Source organism: Mycobacterium riyadhense, from assembly GCF_963853645.1.
GTDB classification, from domain to species: Bacteria; Actinomycetota; Actinomycetes; order Mycobacteriales; family Mycobacteriaceae; genus Mycobacterium; species Mycobacterium riyadhense.
On sequence record NZ_OY970456.1, the window covers coordinates 103,045 to 121,410 of the forward strand.

Annotated in this window: 10 protein-coding genes and 1 pseudogene; 6 read left to right on the top strand and 5 right to left on the bottom strand. The window is 63.4% G+C overall.

Annotated features, from left to right (window positions below):
* Nucleotides 1-31: 31 nt before the first annotated feature.
* Nucleotides 32-8,846, top strand: a pseudogene (locus AADZ78_RS00405) (amino acid adenylation domain-containing protein); the annotation flags it as partial.
* Nucleotides 8,847-8,885: 39 nt separating this feature from the next.
* Here AADZ78_RS00405 and glyA read toward each other — a convergent pair.
* The 4 genes from glyA to AADZ78_RS00425 form a co-directional block, all read right to left on the bottom strand.
* On the bottom strand, nucleotides 8,886-10,166 hold the full coding sequence (gene glyA / locus AADZ78_RS00410) for a serine hydroxymethyltransferase (protein ID WP_085250924.1): 1,281 nt from the start codon (nucleotides 10,164-10,166) through the stop codon (nucleotides 8,886-8,888).
* 197 nt (nucleotides 10,167-10,363) lie between these two features.
* On the bottom strand, nucleotides 10,364-11,290 hold the full coding sequence (locus tag AADZ78_RS00415) for a radical SAM protein (RefSeq protein WP_239656811.1): 927 nt from the start codon (nucleotides 11,288-11,290) through the stop codon (nucleotides 10,364-10,366).
* On the bottom strand, nucleotides 11,287-12,531 hold the full coding sequence (locus AADZ78_RS00420; protein ID WP_085251499.1) for an IS701 family transposase: 1,245 nt from the start codon (nucleotides 12,529-12,531) through the stop codon (nucleotides 11,287-11,289). Before AADZ78_RS00420 ends, AADZ78_RS00415 begins: the two co-directional genes overlap by 4 nt.
* A 134-nt stretch (nucleotides 12,532-12,665) precedes the next feature.
* Nucleotides 12,666-12,959, bottom strand: coding sequence for a radical SAM protein (locus tag AADZ78_RS00425; protein ID WP_338101342.1), 294 nt, complete (start codon nucleotides 12,957-12,959; stop codon nucleotides 12,666-12,668).
* Nucleotides 12,960-13,432: 473 nt separating this feature from the next.
* Here AADZ78_RS00425 and rpsF point away from each other — a divergent pair, with 473 nt between their 5' ends.
* The 4 genes from rpsF to rplI all read left to right on the top strand — a co-directional run bounded on the left by rpsF (nucleotide 13,433) and on the right by rplI (nucleotide 15,093).
* Nucleotides 13,433-13,723, top strand: a complete 291-nt coding sequence (rpsF, locus tag AADZ78_RS00430; RefSeq protein ID WP_085250975.1) for a 30S ribosomal protein S6 — start codon at nucleotides 13,433-13,435, stop codon at nucleotides 13,721-13,723.
* 74 nt (nucleotides 13,724-13,797) lie between these two features.
* On the top strand, nucleotides 13,798-14,316 hold the full coding sequence (locus AADZ78_RS00435) for a single-stranded DNA-binding protein (RefSeq protein WP_085250976.1): 519 nt from the start codon (nucleotides 13,798-13,800) through the stop codon (nucleotides 14,314-14,316).
* 31 nt (nucleotides 14,317-14,347) lie between these two features.
* Complete coding sequence (rpsR, locus tag AADZ78_RS00440; RefSeq protein ID WP_085250977.1) at nucleotides 14,348-14,602, top strand: 30S ribosomal protein S18; 255 nt, start codon at nucleotides 14,348-14,350, stop codon at nucleotides 14,600-14,602.
* A 32-nt stretch (nucleotides 14,603-14,634) separates the two neighbouring features.
* Entirely contained in the window at nucleotides 14,635-15,093 is a 459-nt protein-coding gene (rplI, locus tag AADZ78_RS00445; RefSeq protein ID WP_085250978.1) for a 50S ribosomal protein L9, read from the top strand.
* A 138-nt stretch (nucleotides 15,094-15,231) separates the two neighbouring features.
* On the opposite strand, the gene AADZ78_RS00450 is transcribed toward rplI, so the two are convergent.
* Nucleotides 15,232-15,369 carry a hypothetical protein gene (locus tag AADZ78_RS00450; RefSeq protein ID WP_169726323.1) on the bottom strand — a complete coding sequence of 46 codons (138 nt, stop codon included), beginning with the start codon at nucleotides 15,367-15,369 and terminating at the stop codon, nucleotides 15,232-15,234.
* 285 nt (nucleotides 15,370-15,654) lie between these two features.
* Between AADZ78_RS00450 and AADZ78_RS00455 the strand changes: the two genes are divergently transcribed.
* On the top strand, nucleotides 15,655-18,309 hold the full coding sequence (locus AADZ78_RS00455) for a replicative DNA helicase (RefSeq protein ID WP_085250979.1): 2,655 nt from the start codon (nucleotides 15,655-15,657) through the stop codon (nucleotides 18,307-18,309).
* Nucleotides 18,310-18,366: the final 57 nt, after the last annotated feature.

Sequence of the window (18,366 nt, forward strand, 5' to 3'; positions counted from 1 at the left end):
CTCCGATGAACAGCAACAGTCCATGCTCTTGCAGCTGGTATGCGCCCATGCCGCGACCGTCCTAGGTGCTGATCCCGCCGCCATCGAAGCCGACCGCGTGTTCCAGGATCGGGGTTTTGATTCCCTGACCGCCGTCGAACTGCGCAAGCGGCTGCAAACCGCGACTGGGCTGGCGTTATCACCTACCGTCGTCTTCGACCATCCCACACCGGTCGCCCTCACCCAGCACCTGCGGGAAGAGATCACCAGAACGGCTCAAGAGAATCCACGTGCGCGTACCCTGTTCGACGCGCCGGCGATTGACCAGTTGACATCCCATATCGAGGAGCCAGTTGCGGGGCGGTTCAAGCCCTTGGCGCCTGTTGCGCGACCCGCAGTGGTTCCGTTGTCGTTTGCGCAGAGCCGGCTGTGGTTCATCGATCAATTTGAGGGGCCCTCACCCACCTACAACATCGCGGTCGCTTTGCAGTTGCGCGGTGAACTCAACGCCGATGCGTTAGGCGCGGCGTTGGCCGATGTGGTGGGCCGTCATGAGAGCCTGCGTACGGTATTCCCCGCGGTCGAGGGAATACCGCAGCAGGTGGTTGTCCCCGCCGTGTGGGCAGATTTCGGCTGGGATGTCGTCGACGCGACCGGATGGCCGGCCAGCCAGCTGCGCCAGGCTATCGACTCCGCGGCGCGTTACACATTTAAGCTGGCAACCGAAATCCCGCTGCGGGCAAAGCTTTTCACCGTTGCCGACGGGGAACACCTATTGCTGATCACCGTGCACCATATCGCCGCGGATGGCTCGTCGTTCACCCCCCTGTTCGACGACTTGGATGCCGCCTATGCCAGCCGGTGCGCGGGGCAGGCTCCGGTCTGGGTGGGATTGCCGGTGCAGTATGTCGATTACACACTGTGGCAGCGGGAAAACCTCGGCGATCTAGCGGACAACCACAGCCTCGTCGCCACCCAGCTGGCCTATTGGGAGCATGCCCTGGCCGGGATGCCCGAACGCCTCGAGCTTCCCACCGATCGGCCGTATCCGCTGGTTGAAGATCACCGCGGCGGCACCGTTGCTGTCGAGTGGACGGCGGGACTGCAAGAGCGTGTGGCCCGTGTTGCTCGCGAGCACAATGCGACCAGCTTCATGGTGGTCCAGGCGGCCCTCGCCGTGCTGCTGTCGAAGGTCAGCGCGAGCACTGATGTGGCGGTGGGCTTCTCGACCGCTGGCCGCGGCGATAGCGCACTGGATGGGCTGGTGGGGTTTTTCCTCAACACACTGGTGCTGCGCACCGACCTGTCCGGTGATCCCACCTTCACTCAACTGCTCGCCCAGGTGCGAGAGCGTTGCCTGGAGGCCTACAAACACCAAGACGTGCCCTTTGAGCTGCTCGTTGAACGGCTCCAACCGGCCAGATCGATGACCCATTCACCCCTGATCCAGGTGATGTTGACCTGGCAGAACTTCGCCCGGCAGATCAATGAGCCCGCAGCCGGGGTGGTCTTGGGTGATCTAGAGGTCACGTATACGACAGTGGACACCCAGACCGTCGTGATGGATCTGGTGTTTTCTCTCACTGAACTCTGGACGAGTGCTGGTGAGCCCGCCGGCATTGCGGGAGGGGTGGAATTTCGCACCGACGTTTTCGATACGGCAAGCATTGAGGCGCTCATGGTTCGGTTGGAGCGGGTGTTGGTGGAGATGACCGCTGATCCGGGGCGGCGGTTGTCGTCGGTGGATCTGCTCGACGCCGATGAGCACGCTCGGTTGGACCTGTGGGGCAACAGCGCCGTGTTGTCCGCCGTCTCGTCGGCACCGGTGTCGATTCCGAGCGTGTTTTCCGCGCAGGTGGCGCGCAGCCCGTCGGCGGTGGCACTGAGTTACCAGGGGGACGCGTGGAGTTACCGCGAGCTTAATGAGGCGGCCAACCGGTTGGCGCACCTACTGGCAGGCCATGGTGCGGCCCCGGGCGAGTGTGTGGCGCTGTTGTTGGAGCGTTCCGCGCAGGCCATCATCGCGATCCTGGCGGTATTGAAGACCGGGGCGGCCTATCTGCCCATCGACCCGGCGCTGCCGCCGGCCCGGGTCGCGTTCATGATCGAGGACGCGGGGCCGGTGGCGGCTATCACCACCGCCAGCGTGCGTCCGCAGCTGGACGAGCACAACATGGCGGTGATCGATGTCGACGACCCCCGGATCGACACCCGCCCGTGCACCGAGCTGGCGGTGCCAGCCGCCGACGACATCGCTTACATCATCTACACCTCGGGCACGACCGGCGTACCCAAGGGTGTGGCCGTCACCCACGGCAGCGTGACCCAGCTGTTCGACTCACCGTTCGACGGCCTGCCACCGGGGCCGGAGCAGGTGTGGTCGCAGTGGCACCCCTATAGCTTCGACTTCTCGGTTTGGGAGATCTGGGGTGCGCTGTTGGGCGGCGGACGGCTGGTTGTGGTGCCCGAGTCGGTGGCGCGGTCGGCGACCGACTTTCACAGCCTCCTGGTCTCCGAACGAGTCAACGTCTTAAGTCAAACGCCGTCAGCGCTGGGCATGTTATCGCCTGAGGGTTTGCCGTCGGTGGCGTTAGTGGTGGCCGGTGAGGCGTGCTCGGCCGAGCTGATGGATCGGTGGGCACCCGGACGGGTGATGATCAATGCCTACTGAGACGACGGTGTTTGCGACGATGACCGCGTCGCTGGTGGCGAGTTCGGGGGTGCCGCCGATCGGTTCGCCGGTGCCTCGGGCGGCGTTGTTTGTGCTGGACAGATGGTTGCGGCGGGTGCCGGTTGGTGTTGCCGGCGAGTTGTATGTGGCGGGCAACTTGCTGGGTTGTGGGTATGTGCGTCGGGCTGGGTTGACGGCGTCCAGGTTTGTGGCCTGCCCGTTCGGCGGCGCGGGAGCGCCAGGAGAACGTATGTATCGCACCGGGGACCTGGTGCGCTGGCGCCGCGATGGACAGCTCGAGTTTCTCGGCCGCACTGATGAGCAGGTCAAGATCCGTGGGTATCGCATCGAGCTGGGTGAGGTGGCTGCCGCGCTGGCAAACCTCCCGGGGGTGGGGCAGGCGGTGGCGATCGCCCGTGAGGACCGCCCCGGCGACAAGCGTTTGGTGGGCTATGTCACCGCGGTCACCGGGACAGTGGATGGTGAGGGGATACGCAAGGCGCTGACCGCTGGGCTGCCCGAGTACATGGTGCCGACGGCTGTGGTGGTTTTGGAGGAGCTGCCGTTGACAGTCAACGGCAAACTCGACAAGCGGGCCCTGCCGGCGCCGGAATACCGCGATCGCGGTTACCGGGCCCCTACCACCCCGGTCGAGGAGATCCTTGCCGACATCTACGCCCGGGTGCTGGGTGTGGACAGCGTGGGTGTCGACGCGTCGTTTTTCGACCTCGGCGGTGACAGCATTTCGTCGATACAGGTGGTGGCGCAGGCCCGCGCCGCCGGTGTTGTGTGCAAGCCGCGCGACATTTTTGTTGAGCAGACTGTTGCTGGGGTGGCCCGGGTCGCCAGTTCCACGCGTGGTGATGGCGCGGTGATTGATGAGGGTGTCGGGCAGGTGTTGCCCACACCGATCATGTGCTGGCTGGCCAGTGTCGACGGCCCGGTTGGGCAGTTCAACCAGACGATGACGGTGCAGGCTCCCGCGGGGGTCACAACCGACGACGTCGTGGTCTTGCTTCAGGCGTTGTTGGATCGGCATGCGATGCTGCGGTTGCGGCTTGATGACTACGGTGCCGGAGGTTGGTTGTGGTTTGTGACCGAACCCGGTTCTGTGGATGCGGACAAGTGCCTGCAGCGGGTGGAGGCGTTGTCCGACGACGCTCTAGTGGAGGCCCGGTCCCGATTGGATCCGGCCGCCGGGGTGATGCTGAGCGCACTGTGGGTCGCCCCCGCCGCTCAACTGGTGCTGGTCATTCATCACCTGGCCATCGACGCGCTGTCCTGGCGGATTTTGCTGGACGACCTTAACGTCGCCTGGGGCCAGCGTCGCGAAGGGCGGGACGTGGCGTTGCCGGTGACAGGGACGTCGTATCGCCGGTGGGCGTCGCTGCTGCGTGAACACGCGCGCAGTGCGGCGGTTGTCGACCAGGCGGGCGCGTGGCGGCGGAAGGTGGCGGTTCGGCCGGCGCTGCCCGCGGTGCGTCCCGCGGTGGATACGTTGGCCACCGCCGGGCAGCTGTCGGCGGTGCTGGACGCGGAGACTTCCCGAATGCTCCTTGATGAGGTGCCGGCGGCATTTCATGCCGGGGTGCACGACATCCTGTTGATCGCGTTCGCACTGGCGTGGGCGCAGTTTCTGGACGATACCGCCGAGCCGATCAGCATCGACGTCGAGGGCGATGGGCGCCGCGAGGAACTGTTCCCGGGCATTGACCTATCGCACACCGTGGGGCGGTTCACCGCCAAATACCCGGTGTCGGTAACTGTGGGCGCTATCGGCTGGGAACAGGTGGTGGCCGGTGCGGCGGCGCTGGGGGCGGTGGTCAAGGGTGTTAAAGAGCAGCTTCGAGCCCACCCCGACGGCCTGACGCACGGCTTGTTGCGCTACCTCAACACTCACGTTGAGCTCGCTGGATCCGACCCGCAGATCGGATTCAATTACCTGGGACGTTTGGGCGGACCGGCCGAGTGTTCGGCCGCCGGTGATAGGTGGCGGATCGGTGGCGAAGGCTTGTCGTTGACCGCCTCCAGCGCGGCTGTGCCGATGCCGCTGACGCACACCGTAGAAGTTAGCGCCGTCACCGTCGACACCGACGCCGGTCCACGACTGCACGCCGACTGGATGTGGGCCTCGTCCGCGGTTGATCGTGCCCAGATCGCTCGGCTGGGGCAGCTGTGGTTTGACGCCCTCGGCGGCATCTGCGCTCATGTCCGCCACGGCGGGGGCGGGTTGACCCCTTCCGATCTCAGGCCCGCCCGCTTAAGTCAGGACGAGATCGACGAGTTCCAACTGCGATACCGGATCGCTGACATTTTGCCGCTGACACCCTTGCAGCAGGGACTGCTCTTCCACGCCAGTTGCGCGGAGTCCCCCGCCGATCTGGGCGACCTGTATTCGATGGACCTCAATATCGGCGTGACCGGCCCGCTCGATCACAACCGCCTGCGCGATGCCGTGCAGATGGTGTTCAACCGCCATCCGCAGCTGGTGGCCCGGTTCGTCTATCTGCAGTCGGGCGAACCGGTGCAGATCATCCCGGATGGTCCGGTGGCGCCGTGGCGGTATGTTGACCTGAGTAGCGGCGATCTTGACCCCGATGAGCAGGTCGAGCGGCTGTGTGTCGCCGAACGCGCCGCTGTCTGCGATTTGGCTCACCAGTCACCCAGTCGCGCTGTTTTGATCCGAACTGCTGAAGACCAGCACCGGCTCGTGCTGACCAATCACCACATCGTGCTAGATGGCTGGTCACTGCCGATCCTGCTGCGGGAAATATTCGCCAGCTATAGCGGGGAAGACCTGCCTGCGGTCGGGTCGTATCGCCGATTCTTCGCCTGGCTGGCTAATCAGGATCACCAGGCTGCCCACACCGCCTGGCGTGAGGTGTTCGCCGGCTTTGACGCCCCGACACTGGTCAGCCCGGCGGACCGGTTAGGGCTCGGGCAGCGAGACGTTCAGTCGTTTCTGGTTCCTGCCGAGACCACCTTGGCGCTTACCCAGCTAGCGCGCTCAAGCCAGACCACCGTCAGCACTGTGCTAGAGGCCGCCTGGGCGCAGGTGCTGACGTGGCTGACCGGCCACCATGATGTCGCATTCGGCATCGCGGTCTCGGGCAGGCCAGCCGAATTGGCCGGCGTGGAATCGATGGTCGGCCTATTCATCAACACGGTGCCGGTCCGAGCGAGCATCACGGCGGCAACCACCACAGCAAGCCTTCTCGACCAACTGCAAAGCGCCCACAACGACACCCTCGAGCACCAGCACCTGGCGCTAACCGAGATCCACCGCCTCACCGGCCGAGATGTGCTGTTCGATACCGTTTTCGCTTACGAAAACTTTCCGATCGACACCGTCGTGCCGCAGGGCGCCCACGAACTGACCATCACCGACATCACCAGCCACGTAGCCACCCACTACCCGCTTGTCCTGCAAGCCCTGCCGGGCCGGGAGCTCGAACTTCGCATCCAATTCCGCACCGACGTTTTCGACACGGCTAGCATCGAGGCGCTCATCGAACGGCTAGAGCGAGTGTTGGCTGCGATGACCGCCGACCCGGGGCGGCGGTTGTCGTCGGTGGACCTACTCGACGCCGGTGAGCACGCTCGGTTGGATCTGTGGGGCAACCGAGCGGTGTTGTCCGCCGTCTCCGCGGCACCGGTGTCGATTCCGAGGGTGTTTTCCGCGCAGGTGGAGCGCAGCCCATCGGCGGTGGCGGTCGGTTGGGACGAGTTTTCACTGACCTACCGCGAGCTTGACGAGGCGGCCAACCGGTTGGCGCACTTGCTGTCTGATCACGGTGTGGGCCCGGGCGGGTGCGTGGCCCTGCTGTTTGAACGCAGCGGTCAAGCCGTCATGGCGATGCTGGCGGTGCTCAAAACCGGGGCAACCTACCTGCCCATCGACCCCGCACTGCCGGCGGCGCGGATCGCGTTCATGCTCGCCGACGCAGCCCCGGTTGCCGCGATCACCACTACCCATCTGGCCGACCGGCTGAACGGCCATGACGTGATGGTCATCGACGTAAACAATCCCGTTGCCGACACCCAACCCAATACAACGCCACCGGCGCCAGCCCCAGATGAGATCGCCTACATCATCTACACCTCAGGCACCACCGGGACCCCGAAAGGGGTTGCCATCACCCACCACAATGTCACCCAACTGATGGGATCACTGGACGCACCCGTACCGGTAGGCGGAGTGTGGACACAGTGCCACTCGTATGCTTTCGACATCTCGCAGTGGGAGATCTGGGGGGCGCTCTTGCACGGCGGGCGGCTGGTGGTGGTGCCCGAGTCGGTGACGGGCTCAGCGCAGGATCTTCACGCCCTGCTGGTTTCTGAGCAGGTCAGCTTCTTGTGCCAAACCCCGTCGGCGGTGGCGATGTTGTCGCCCGAAGGTTTGGATTCGGTGACGTTGGCGGTGGCCGGTGAGGCCTGCCCGGCCGAGCTGGTAAACCGTTGGGCACCCGGACGGGTGATGATCAACGGCTACGGCCCAACCGAGACCACGATGTGTGTATCGATGAGTGCGCCGCTGAGGCCGGGGTCGGGGGTGCCGCCGATCGGCTCACCGGTGGCTGGGGCGGCGTTTTTTGTGCTGGATGAGTGGCTGCGGCCGGTGCCGGTGGGTGTGGCCGGCGAGTTGTATGTGGCCGGCGATGCGGTGGGGTGCGGGTATTGGCGCCGCCCGGGTTTGACCGCGTCGCGGTTTGTGGCGTGTCCGTTCGGCGGCGCGGGAGCGCAGGGAAAACGTATGTATCGCACTGCGGATCTGGTGCGCTGGCGCGCTGATGGCCAACTGGAGTATGTAGGGCGGACGGATGAGCAGGTCAAGGTCCGCGGGTTCCGCATCGAACTAGGTGAGGTGACCGCGGCGCTGGCCGGGCTGGACGGGGTGACCCAAGCGGCGGTGGTCGTCCGCGAGGACCAGCCCGGCGACAAACGCCTGGTGGGGTATGTCTGCGGGGCGGTGGATGCGACCGGTTTGCGTGCGGTGCTGGCCGAGCGGCTGCCGGCACACATGGTGCCGGCTGCGGTCGTGGCGATCGACGAGTTGCCGTTGACCGTCACCGGCAAACTCGACAAGCGGGCCCTGCCGGCCCCCGATTACAGTGCCGCTGGCCGGTATAGGGCCCCTGCCACGCCCACCGAGGAGGTCCTCGCCGACATCTACGCCGAGGTACTGGGCTTAGACCGGGTCGGTGTCGACGACTCGTTTTTCGACCTCGGCGGTGATTCGCTGCTGGGGATGCGGGCGATCGCCGCGATCAACGCGTCCCTTGGCGCCCACCTGCCGGTGCGCATCTTGTTCGACGCGCCCACTGTTGCAGGCTTGAGTCAGCAGTTGCGCACACATGTCAGTTCGGTAGATATCGTTCCGGTCGAGACACTCAAGCGCGGTACTGGCGTTCCGTTGTTCTGCATTCACCCCGGTGGTGGCATTAGCTGGGCGTATCGGGCTTTGGGTGATTATTTGGACGGTCCAATCATTGGCATTCAACAAATCTTTCAAAGCGCGGAAATTCAACCTAGATCAATACGTGATATGGCAAAGGCCTATTCGGAGAGGATTAAAGCGAATTACCCTGGCGGACCCTACAAACTCCTCGGCTGGTCTCTGGGAGGTGTAATTGCCCAGGAACTCGCGATTGAGCTTTCTCGCCAGGGATTCGAGATCCAATGCCTGGTGCTCCTTGACGCCGTGCACTTTGCCGATACCGGCGGCGCCGTAAGGGACCAGGCTTTGGACGAGAATGAAGTTGTCCAAGATTTCGCGCGCGAAATGCTGGAACGTTACCTGACGGACGGTCGGACAGATATCGCAGATCAGTCCACGACTCTTGCCGACGACCCTGCAGCGGAACTACATGACCAACGAGAAGAAGAGCTAGGACCTGACGCCGCATCCAAACAGCTCTTGGAGTTCATGGTTGAAAATCTTAAGACTGTTGAATCGTATCTATCAGAGCACACGCCGGGCGTATTCGCTGGTAATGCGATCATATTTTCGGCTGCGCGGAGTGCGGTCGATCGAACTTCGTCTCTATTGCAATGTTGGCGACCTTATGTTGCGGGAGACATTGCAGAATATTCGGTCGACTGCACGCATGACGACATGTTGACTACCGAATCGCTCAGTATGTACGGCGAACAGCTCAGCGGATTGTTAGCGCTGACTTCCGAGGTAGCCGGTTAGGCGCAACCTCCCAGTGTTGGGTCTGGGCGTCGGCACCGACTACTGACCAACCAACTTCCAGTCCTCGAGTCCCTCATAGAGCGGGTATTCCCTGGCTAGCCGTGTCACCCGCTGCCGCAGCGTGGGCAGATCGGCCGCAGCGCCGGCCATCAGGGTGGTGGCGATGATGTCGGCGACCTCGGTGAACTCGGCGTCCCCGAAGCCGCGGGTCGCGAGCGCCGAGGTCCCCACCCGCAGACCAGAGGTCACCATCGGTGGCCGGGGGTCGTTTGGCACCGCGTTGCGGTTGACGGTAATGCCGATCTCTTCCAGTAGATCCTGGGCAACCTTGCCATCCAACGGGGAGTCGCGCAGGTCGACCAACACCAGGTGGACGTCCGTGCCGCCGCTGACCACCGACATGCCTGCCTTGGCGACGTCTGGCGCCATCAGGCGGTCCGCAATGATCTTGGCGCCGGACAGGGTGCGTTGCTGACGTTGCGCGAACTCGGGTGTCGCGGCGATCTTGAGTGAGACCGCCTTGGCGGCGATGACCTGCATCATCGGTCCGCCCTGCTGGCCGGGGAACACCGCAGAGTTGATGGCCTTGGCGAACTCTTGTTTGCCCAGGATCAGGCCCGAACGGGCACCGCCGAGCGTTTTGGTCACGGTCGTGGACACCACGGCGGCATGCGGCACCGGGGATGGGTGCAACCTCGCGGCGACCATGCCCGCGAAATGCGCCATGTCTACCCATAGCGTGGCGCCAACCTCGTCGGCAATCGACCGGAACGCCGCGAAGTCCAGAATCCGGGGGTAGGCGGACCAACCGGCGATGACCACCTTGGGGCGGAATTCAAGCGCCTTCGCCCGCACGGCATCCATGTCGATCAGGTGGGTCGTCGGATCGACGCCGTAGAAGCCAACGTCGTAAAGCTTGCCGGAGAAGTTCAGGTGCATACCGTGGGTCAGGTGGCCGCCGTTGGCGAGATCCAACCCGAGCAGCCGTTCCCCCGGGTTCATCAGCGCTTGCAGCACTGCGGCGTTGGCCTGGGCACCCGAGTGCGGCTGAACGTTGGCGAAATCGGCGCCGAACAGCGTCTTGGCGCGGTCGCGGGCGATGTTCTCCACGACGTCGACGTGCTCGCAGCCACCGTAGTATCGCCGGCCGGGCAATCCCTCGGCGTACTTGTTGGTCAACACGCTGCCCTGGGTTTGTAGTACTGAGCGTGGTACGAAGTTCTCCGAGGCGATCATCTCCAGGGTGTCCCGCTGACGGCGAAGTTCCTGGTCTAACAGGTCTGCGATCTCGGGGTCAACCTCGGCGAGTGGAGCGGACATCACCGAGGGCGCGGTGGGCGCATTAGGGAACGCAGTCACGGCGCACCAGCTTATGGGTTGACCCATGCCGGGGTGAAGCGAGTCCTCGGGTCCGAGGCCGTTCCTGTGGGAGTTCGATGCCCAGAATTTGGGCGAGGAGGACTCGATTGATGGCATGTCGACGGCGTACACCCGAGCCGGTGGTCCGCAAACTGTGATTAGTACGAAGCCGTCGCTTCGAGCGACTCCGCCACGTGAGCGGCCGCGACTTCACGGGCCGTCCTATCGAAATCGTCGTCGAAGAAGCCCCTGTTTTCCAGATGGGCCTCGATCCGCGGTAGCAGGTATTTCTCGAGCGGGCAGTCCTGCAGCACGTGGCTGTCGAAATGGCGCGCGATCGGGCTGGTGTCGCACGGGCCCAGGAAAGGACAGTCGCCGCAGATCGATTCCTTGAGACGTGTCTCCTCGACGATCAGATTGCGGTAGGTGATGCCATCAACGATGTCCTTGATGGGGGTTTTAGTGACATTGCCGAGGATCCCGTGCTCGCGATACGAGTCGCAGGCCAGCGTGCCATCGCGGTCGATAACAAGGACGTCGTTGCCCAGCAGCGCACGGTTTTGCCGTGGGCGCCCCAAGTTCAATCGCTTCAGGATTACCGTTTGCATGCACTGATTAAGAGGATCCACTCGCGGGCCCATACCGGCCGAGAGCCACCGATCGAAGAACACCATAATCGCGTCGAGTATGTCGGGCAGGCCGACCGTGACGCCTTCCATCGAACGCGTCGGCGGACCGCCGAACAACGGAAGCAGCCGCGACGGCTTATTGATTCGAGTGATCTCCTCGAATATCTGCTCAATCTGGCTTACCGTGTGCCCGGCCAGCACGGTAATGAGGCTGAACGGTAAGCCCCTGTCCTGTAGTCGGCGTATGTTCGCACGTACTGCCGATTCGGTCGCACGACCTCCTGCGGTCAAGCGCACGCCCTCGGCGAAATCGACCGAGACGCCAAGTGTGATTCCATGTTCTTCGAATACATCGAGGTGCTCGTCGCGAACGGAGTAGAGATTCGTTTGCAGACAATTTCTCACCCGGCGGCTTTCAATCCATTCGCTAGTACTGCAGCCGTAGATCGAGATCATTGGTGTTCGCGGCGTCGGTAGTGGGATTGTCGGGCTCGGTATTGGTGTCGTCTTCGCCATCGTGACCAGGCCAGCAGGCTTGTTAGGGTGCGGTGGGTGACGAGCAGCAGTGCGTCGAAGAGGCGTCGAAACTCGTTGACGGTCAAGGCGATCAGGCCCTCGGGGGTGGGTGCGGTATCGCGTTCGATCGCTGTGGCTACGGCCAGGAAGGCATGGGCGAGCATGGCCAGGGTGGTCCAGCGGTGCCAGGAGCGCCAGCGCCGCACCTGGTGCTGATCCAGTCCGACCAGTCCTTTGGCGGCTTGGAACGATTCCTCGATGCGCCAGCGCTGACCGGCGATGGTGACCAGGGTGCGCAGCGGAACGGGTCGGGGGCTGTAGCAGCGCAGGTAGGCATGCTCGCCGGTGGCATCGTTGCGGCGGATCAGCAAATGATGGTACCCGGTGTCGGTGTCGTCTTCGGCCAGCAACCGAAACCATGCCCAGGAGTACAGCCGTGGCCCGTGCGCGCCGGCGCCGGCGGAGTGTTTCTGCCAGGCATGTGCCGGGATCAGCGCGGGCAGCGCATCGACGCGGATCGGGCCGGCATGGGTGGGCACGCGCCGGTTGGCCGCAACCGCCATCACGTAGCCCAGTCGGTGGCCTCGAATGGCTGCGCGCAGTCGTGGGTCGGCTCCATAGACTTCGTCGCCGGCCACCCACCCCGCGGGTACTCGGGCGGCCACCGCGCGCTCGATCAGTGTTGCCGCCAGCGTTGGTTTGGTCGCGAAACCCCGCTTGTTGGCGGGGATTCCGGCATCGGCGCAGCGTTCATGGTCGTCGGCCCAGCTGCGCGGAAGGTACAGAGCCCGGTCGATCAGCGCGTGCCCACGCGGGGCCGCATACGTCAGATACACCGCCACCTGGGAGTTCTCGACGCGGCCCGCGGTACCGCTGTACTGGCGCTGCACCCCGACGCTGTGCACGCCCTTCTTGACGTCACCGGTCTCGTCGACCACCAAGATCGCACCCGGGTCACCGAACGCATCGACGACGTAATCGCGCAGATCGTCGCGGACATCGTCGGCGTCCCAGCTGGCCCGTGCCAACAGATGCTGCAACCCATCGGGGGTGGTATCACCGCGGTGCTCGGCGATCGTCCAGCAATTCTTGCGGTCCAAGCCCGAGACCATCCCGGCCATGAGTTCACCGGCACGGCGCAACGGTTCGTACCGGGCGAAACGCGGCGCGATCCGATCCAGCACCGCCGAGAACTCCGACTGCCACCGATCAGGGTCTACGCTATGAGCCGCGGCGACCGCGGCATATTGAGAAGTTGTCACAAACTCCGAACAATGCCGCGGTCACCGCGCCTACCAGCGCAGACACGCCAGCATCAGCAATCCCTATCTACGGCTGCAGTACTAGGAAAGATCTCCCGCTGAAGTGCGAACACGGACTCGAAATAGCTACGCGGTAACAGCGTCGGTTCGCCACCGTGCCAAATGATGTCCACGGGTTGGTCGTACCCGCAGCGCTGGTTCGCCAGCTCGGCGTAGTCGCGGATGGCGACCAAGGCGTCTCTCCAGACGCCCTCCGACATCCTCGTCGGGTCCGACAGGTGCTCCCACTCGTAGCAATACTTGCAGCGCAGATTGCACAGCTTGGTGGTCTTAATTACCCATTGCATCGTGGCAGCACTCCGCCGGTACCTTCCGAGGATTGACGACTTCGTGTTGGGCTATCGAGCCAACTCAAGATCCGATGAGAGCAGGAAGAAGACCCCCCGTGCTGCGGTACTTGGGCTCGCTGACTCCAAGGCCTCTGCGATCACCTTGCGGACGTCTATGTGCGGCTTCTCGAGCAAGATTGTCATATTGCATTCCTTAGATATGTGGCAGCCGTCTTTTTCGGCTGTTCGACACGCGAACGGTACTCGACAACAATTCGCATGGGAACTGTGTGCATTGTCTCATATTGATGCCGGCGTTGGACAATTTGTCTCATCGGCAGATGCCCGCGAGCGACGATCGAGGCGTTGCGATTGCCCGGATTTTCCAGGCCAGCCGGCATCCGGTAGCCTGGGGCGGTTGCCGACGCAGGCGACCCTCCTGCCACGGAACGACCGTGGCCGCGTAGACCAGAGGAGGTGATGAGGTTCCCATGCGTCCATACGAAATCATGGTCATCCTTGACCCCACCCTTGACGAACGCACCGTCGCCCCATCCTTGGAGACGTTTCTCAACGTCGTCCGTAAGGACGGCGGAACGGTCGAAAAGGTCGACATCTGGGGTAAGCGCCGTCTGGCGTACGAGATCGCCAAGCATGCCGAAGGCATCTACGTGGTGGTCGATCTAAAGGCCGCCCCCGCCACCGTGTCCGAACTCGACCGTCAGCTGAGCCTGAACGAGTCGGTGTTGCGCACCAAGGTCATGCGCACCGACAAGCACTAGCTGTCAGCGCTGTTGCGTACGCTCGCTGATGACCATCCACCTGGCGAGGAACAAGCGGAGCAAGGAGAACTATTGTGGCTGGTGACACCACTATCACCGTCGTCGGAAACCTGACCGCTGACCCCGAATTGCGGTTCACACCATCGGGTGCTGCCGTCGCGAACTTCACGGTGGCATCAACACCGCGGATCTATGACCGCCAGACTGGCGAATGGAAGGACGGCGAGGCGCTGTTCCTGCGCTGCAACATCTGGCGTGAGGCGGCCGAGAACGTGGCCGAGAGCCTCACCCGGGGAGCGCGGGTGATCGTCAGCGGGCGGCTCAAGCAGCGTTCGTTCGAAACCCGCGAGGGTGAGAAGCGCACCGTTGTCGAGGTCGAGGTCGACGAGATCGGGCCTTCGCTTCGGTACGCGACCGCCAAGGTCAACAAGGCCAGCCGCAGTGGCGGCGGCGGGGGCGGTTTCGGCGGCGGAGGCGGCGGACCGCGTCAGGCCCCGGCTGCCCAGCCAAGCGGCGGATCCGGTGACGACCCGTGGGGCAGCGCCCCGGCGTCGGGCTCGTTCGGCGGCGGCGACGACGAACCGCCATTCTGATTTCAAGTAGGAAAAGGAAAGAAAGACAACCATGGCCAAGTCCAGCAAGCGGCGCCCGGCTCCGGAAAAGCCGGTCAAGTCGCGTAAATGCGTCTTTTGCGCCAAAAAGGACCAACAGATCGACTACAAGGACACCGCGTTGCTGCGGACCTACATCAGCGAGCGCGGCAAGATCCGGGCGCGCCGGGTCACCGGCAACTGCGTGCAGCACCAGCGCGACATCGCACTCGCGGTAAAGAATGCCCGCGAGGTTGCGCTGCTGCCTTTCACCTCCTCGACGCGGTAATCGCCGGCCCCCCAACGGAAAGTACGTAAACGATGAAGCTGATTCTGACGGCCGATGTCGACCACCTCGGTTCGGTCGGCGACACTGTCGAGGTCAAGGACGGGTACGGACGCAACTTCCTGCTGCCGCGCGGGTTGGCGATCGTCGCCTCACGCGGCGCCCAGAAGCAGGCCGACGAGATCCGACGGGCCCGCGAAACCAAGATGGTGCGCGACCTAGAGCACGCCAACGAAATCAAGACGGCGATAGCCGCGCTTGGTCCAGTCTCGCTACCGGTCAAGACGGCCGGCGATTCTGGCAAGCTGTTCGGCTCCGTCACTGCCGGTGATGTTGTCGCCGCCATTAAGAAGGCGGGCGGCCCCAACCTCGACAAGCGAATCGTCCGGTTGCCCAAGGCGCATATCAAAGCCATCGGCACCCATCCGGTGGTGGTGCATCTGCACCCGGAAATCGATGTCGAGGTTTCACTCACCGTCGTCGCGGAGAGCTAACTTTTAACGTTCGTTACCCTGGTGTGGCCGCGCTCGGCCACACTGGCGGTTCCGGCCGTCCTGACGTGGCTGTGAGCGGACCGTGGTGCTGGCGAACTATTCTGCGCGAATTGTTGCAGAGCCTGCGTAACCAACCCTTTACGCGACGAAAATCTCGGGGAAAACCAACACGCCCGGCGCGGTAACCTGGCCCGACACGCCGAAGAGATTGTTGTCCACACCGAATGCCTCGCGTTGTACGACGATTAGCAGCAGTGATGTCGTAACGCTTCGCATTAATCCACAGGTTCTCCACACCCCGCTCAACACAGGCGTCGACGGTAATGCACACACGATGCACAGCTTCATGAACAACGGCCCTTGGAGTACTCGCCAGCAACGCTTACGGTCGTCCCGGCGCAAGCCGATGTGGGTGATTTCAAACGGCGACGATGCGGGCTGTGCAGCGGCCTCGCGGGGAGCCGGTCCGTTGGGGAGCGGGGTGTCAGAGGCTTGACTTACGCTCTTGATATGGCTTTCGAATGTATGTTCGTATGCTCGTGTCGGAGGAGGTGACAGGCCATGGCGGTTGTCGACGATCTGCCGCACCCAGGTATGGATGCCCCACCCCCCAGTGAAGACTTTGGCCGCCAGCCCCCGCAGGACCTCGCTGCCGAGCAGTCCGTACTCGGCGGGATGCTGCTGAGCAAGGACGCCATCGCCGATGTATTGGAACGGCTTCGTCCAGGCGACTTCTACAAGCCGGCCCACCAGAATGTCTACGACGCGATCCTGGACCTCTACGGGCGGGGGGAGCCGGCCGACGCGGTGACGGTGGCCGCCGAGCTGGACCGCCGCGGACTGCTTCGCCGAATTGGTGGGGCGCCATACCTGCACACCCTGATTTCGACGGTGCCGACCGCCGCCAACGCGGGCTACTACGCGGGTATCGTCGCCGAGAAGGCACTGCTGCGTCGGCTGGTGGAGGCCGGCACGCGAGTGGTGCAGTACGGCTATGCCGGCGCCGAGGGCGCCGATGTCGCCGAGATCGTCGATCGCGCCCAGGCGGAAATCTACGATGTCGCGGATCGACGGCTGTCCGAAGACTTTGTGCCCCTCGAGGATCTGCTGCAGCCGACGATGGACGAGATCGACGCCATCGCCTCCAACGGCGGCCTGGCGAGCGGCGTGCCGACCGGCTTCACCGAACTCGACGACGTGACCAATGGTCTGCATCCGGGCCAGATGATTATCGTCGCGGCGCGTCCGGGTGTGGGCAAATCGACGCTTGGATTGGATTTCATGCGGTCGTGCTCGATCAAGCACCGCTTGGCCAGCGTCATCTTCTCGCTGGAGATGAGCAAGTCAGAAATCGTCATGCGGCTGCTGTCGGCGGAGGCGAAAATCAAGCTCTCCGATATGCGTTCGGGCCGGATGAATGATGACGACTGGACGCGGCTGGCGCGGCGGATGAGCGAAATCAGCGAGGCGCCACTGTATATCGACGACTCGCCAAACCTGACCATGATGGAGATCCGGGCCAAGGCACGCCGGCTGCGACAAAAGGCGAACTTGCGGTTGATCGTGGTCGACTACATGCAGCTGATGACCTCGGGTAAGAAGCACGAGTCGCGGCAGGTCGAAGTATCCGAATTCTCAAGGCATCTGAAGTTGTTGGCCAAGGAGCTTGAGGTTCCGGTGGTGGCGATCAGCCAGCTCAACCGTGGGCCTGAGCAGCGCACCGACAAGAAGCCGATGTTGGCCGACCTGCGCGAGTCGGGATGCCTTACGGCCGCTACGCGAATCCTGCGCGCTGACACCGGCGCAGAGGTCACCTTCGGTGAGCTGATCCGGACCGGCGAGCGCCCGCTGGTGTGGTCGTTGGACGAGCAGCTGCGCATGGTCGCCCGGCCGATGACCAACGTGTTCCCGAGCGGGCGCAAGGAAGTCTTCCGGCTTCGGCTGGCCTCCGGACGCGAGGTCGAGGCCACCGGTAACCATCCCTTCATGAAGCTTGAGGGCTGGGCTCCTTTGGAGGAGCTGAAGATTGGTGACCGGATTGCGGCACCCCGGCGGGTGCCCGAGCCCGTTGACACGCAGCGGATGCACGATTCCGAGGTGATGCTGCTTGCTCACATGATCGGCGACGGGTCGTGTGTGACGCGTCAGCCGATCCGGTATGCGTCGGTGGACGAGGCCAACCTTATCGCCGTGTCGGTCACAGCGGCGCATTTCGGTGTCACCGCGGTCCGCGACGAGTACCCGGCGGCGCGCGTGACCACGCTGCGGTTGCCCGCCCCGGAGCGATTGACACATGGTAAGCGGAATCCGATCGCGGCATGGCTCGATGGACTGGGGCTTTTCGGCAAGCGCAGTCACGAAAAGTTCATACCGGAAGCTGTTTTTCGGGCGCCCAATGATCAGGTGGCGTTGTTCTTGTGTCATTTGTGGGCGACCGATGGTTCTGTTCGGTGGGACGCCAAGCTAGGCCAGGGGCGGATCTATTACGCGTCAACCAGCCGGCGTCTCATCGACGATGTCGCCCAATTGCTGCTTCGGGTTGGGGTTTTTGCGCGGATAAAGCGTGCCCGAAAACTTGGCTACCGCGATTCGTGGCACCTGTACATCTACGGTGCGGAGAATCAGGCGAGGTTCCTTCGCCACGTCGGTGTTCACGGCGTCAAAGCGGTTGCGGTGCAAGAGGTGCTCTCGCACCTTGAGGATCTGGTGCGCAATCCGAACCTGGGCACCGTGCCGAAAGAGGTATGGACCCAAGTCCGCCAGGCGCTGTCCGCGAAGCGGATGAGTCATCGCAAGTTTGCTTCCGCCATGGGTATCCAGTTCTGCGGATCGACGCTTTGGAAGCACTCGCCGAGCAGGTCTCGACTGCATCGTGCGGCGGCGCTGCTTGAAGATCGAGACATTCATGCGCTGGCGACCAGCGACGTATACTGGGACACGATCGTTGAGATAACGAGCATTGGCGAAGATGATGTCTACGACGGAACCGTAAGCGGCACACATAATTTCGTAGCCAACGGTATTGCGGTTCACAACTCGCTCGAACAGGATGCGGACGTCGTAATTCTTTTGCACCGGCCGGATGCATTTGAACGTGATGATCCGCGTGGGGGAGAGGCGGATTTCATTCTCGCCAAACACCGCAACGGCCCGACCAAGACGGTGACCGTTGCGCATCAGCTGCACTTGTCGCGATTCGCGAACATGGCGAGGTGACACGCCCGCCTTGTAGGTTCTCAAGTTTGACTGCATTTTCTCAAGATCGGCTGCATC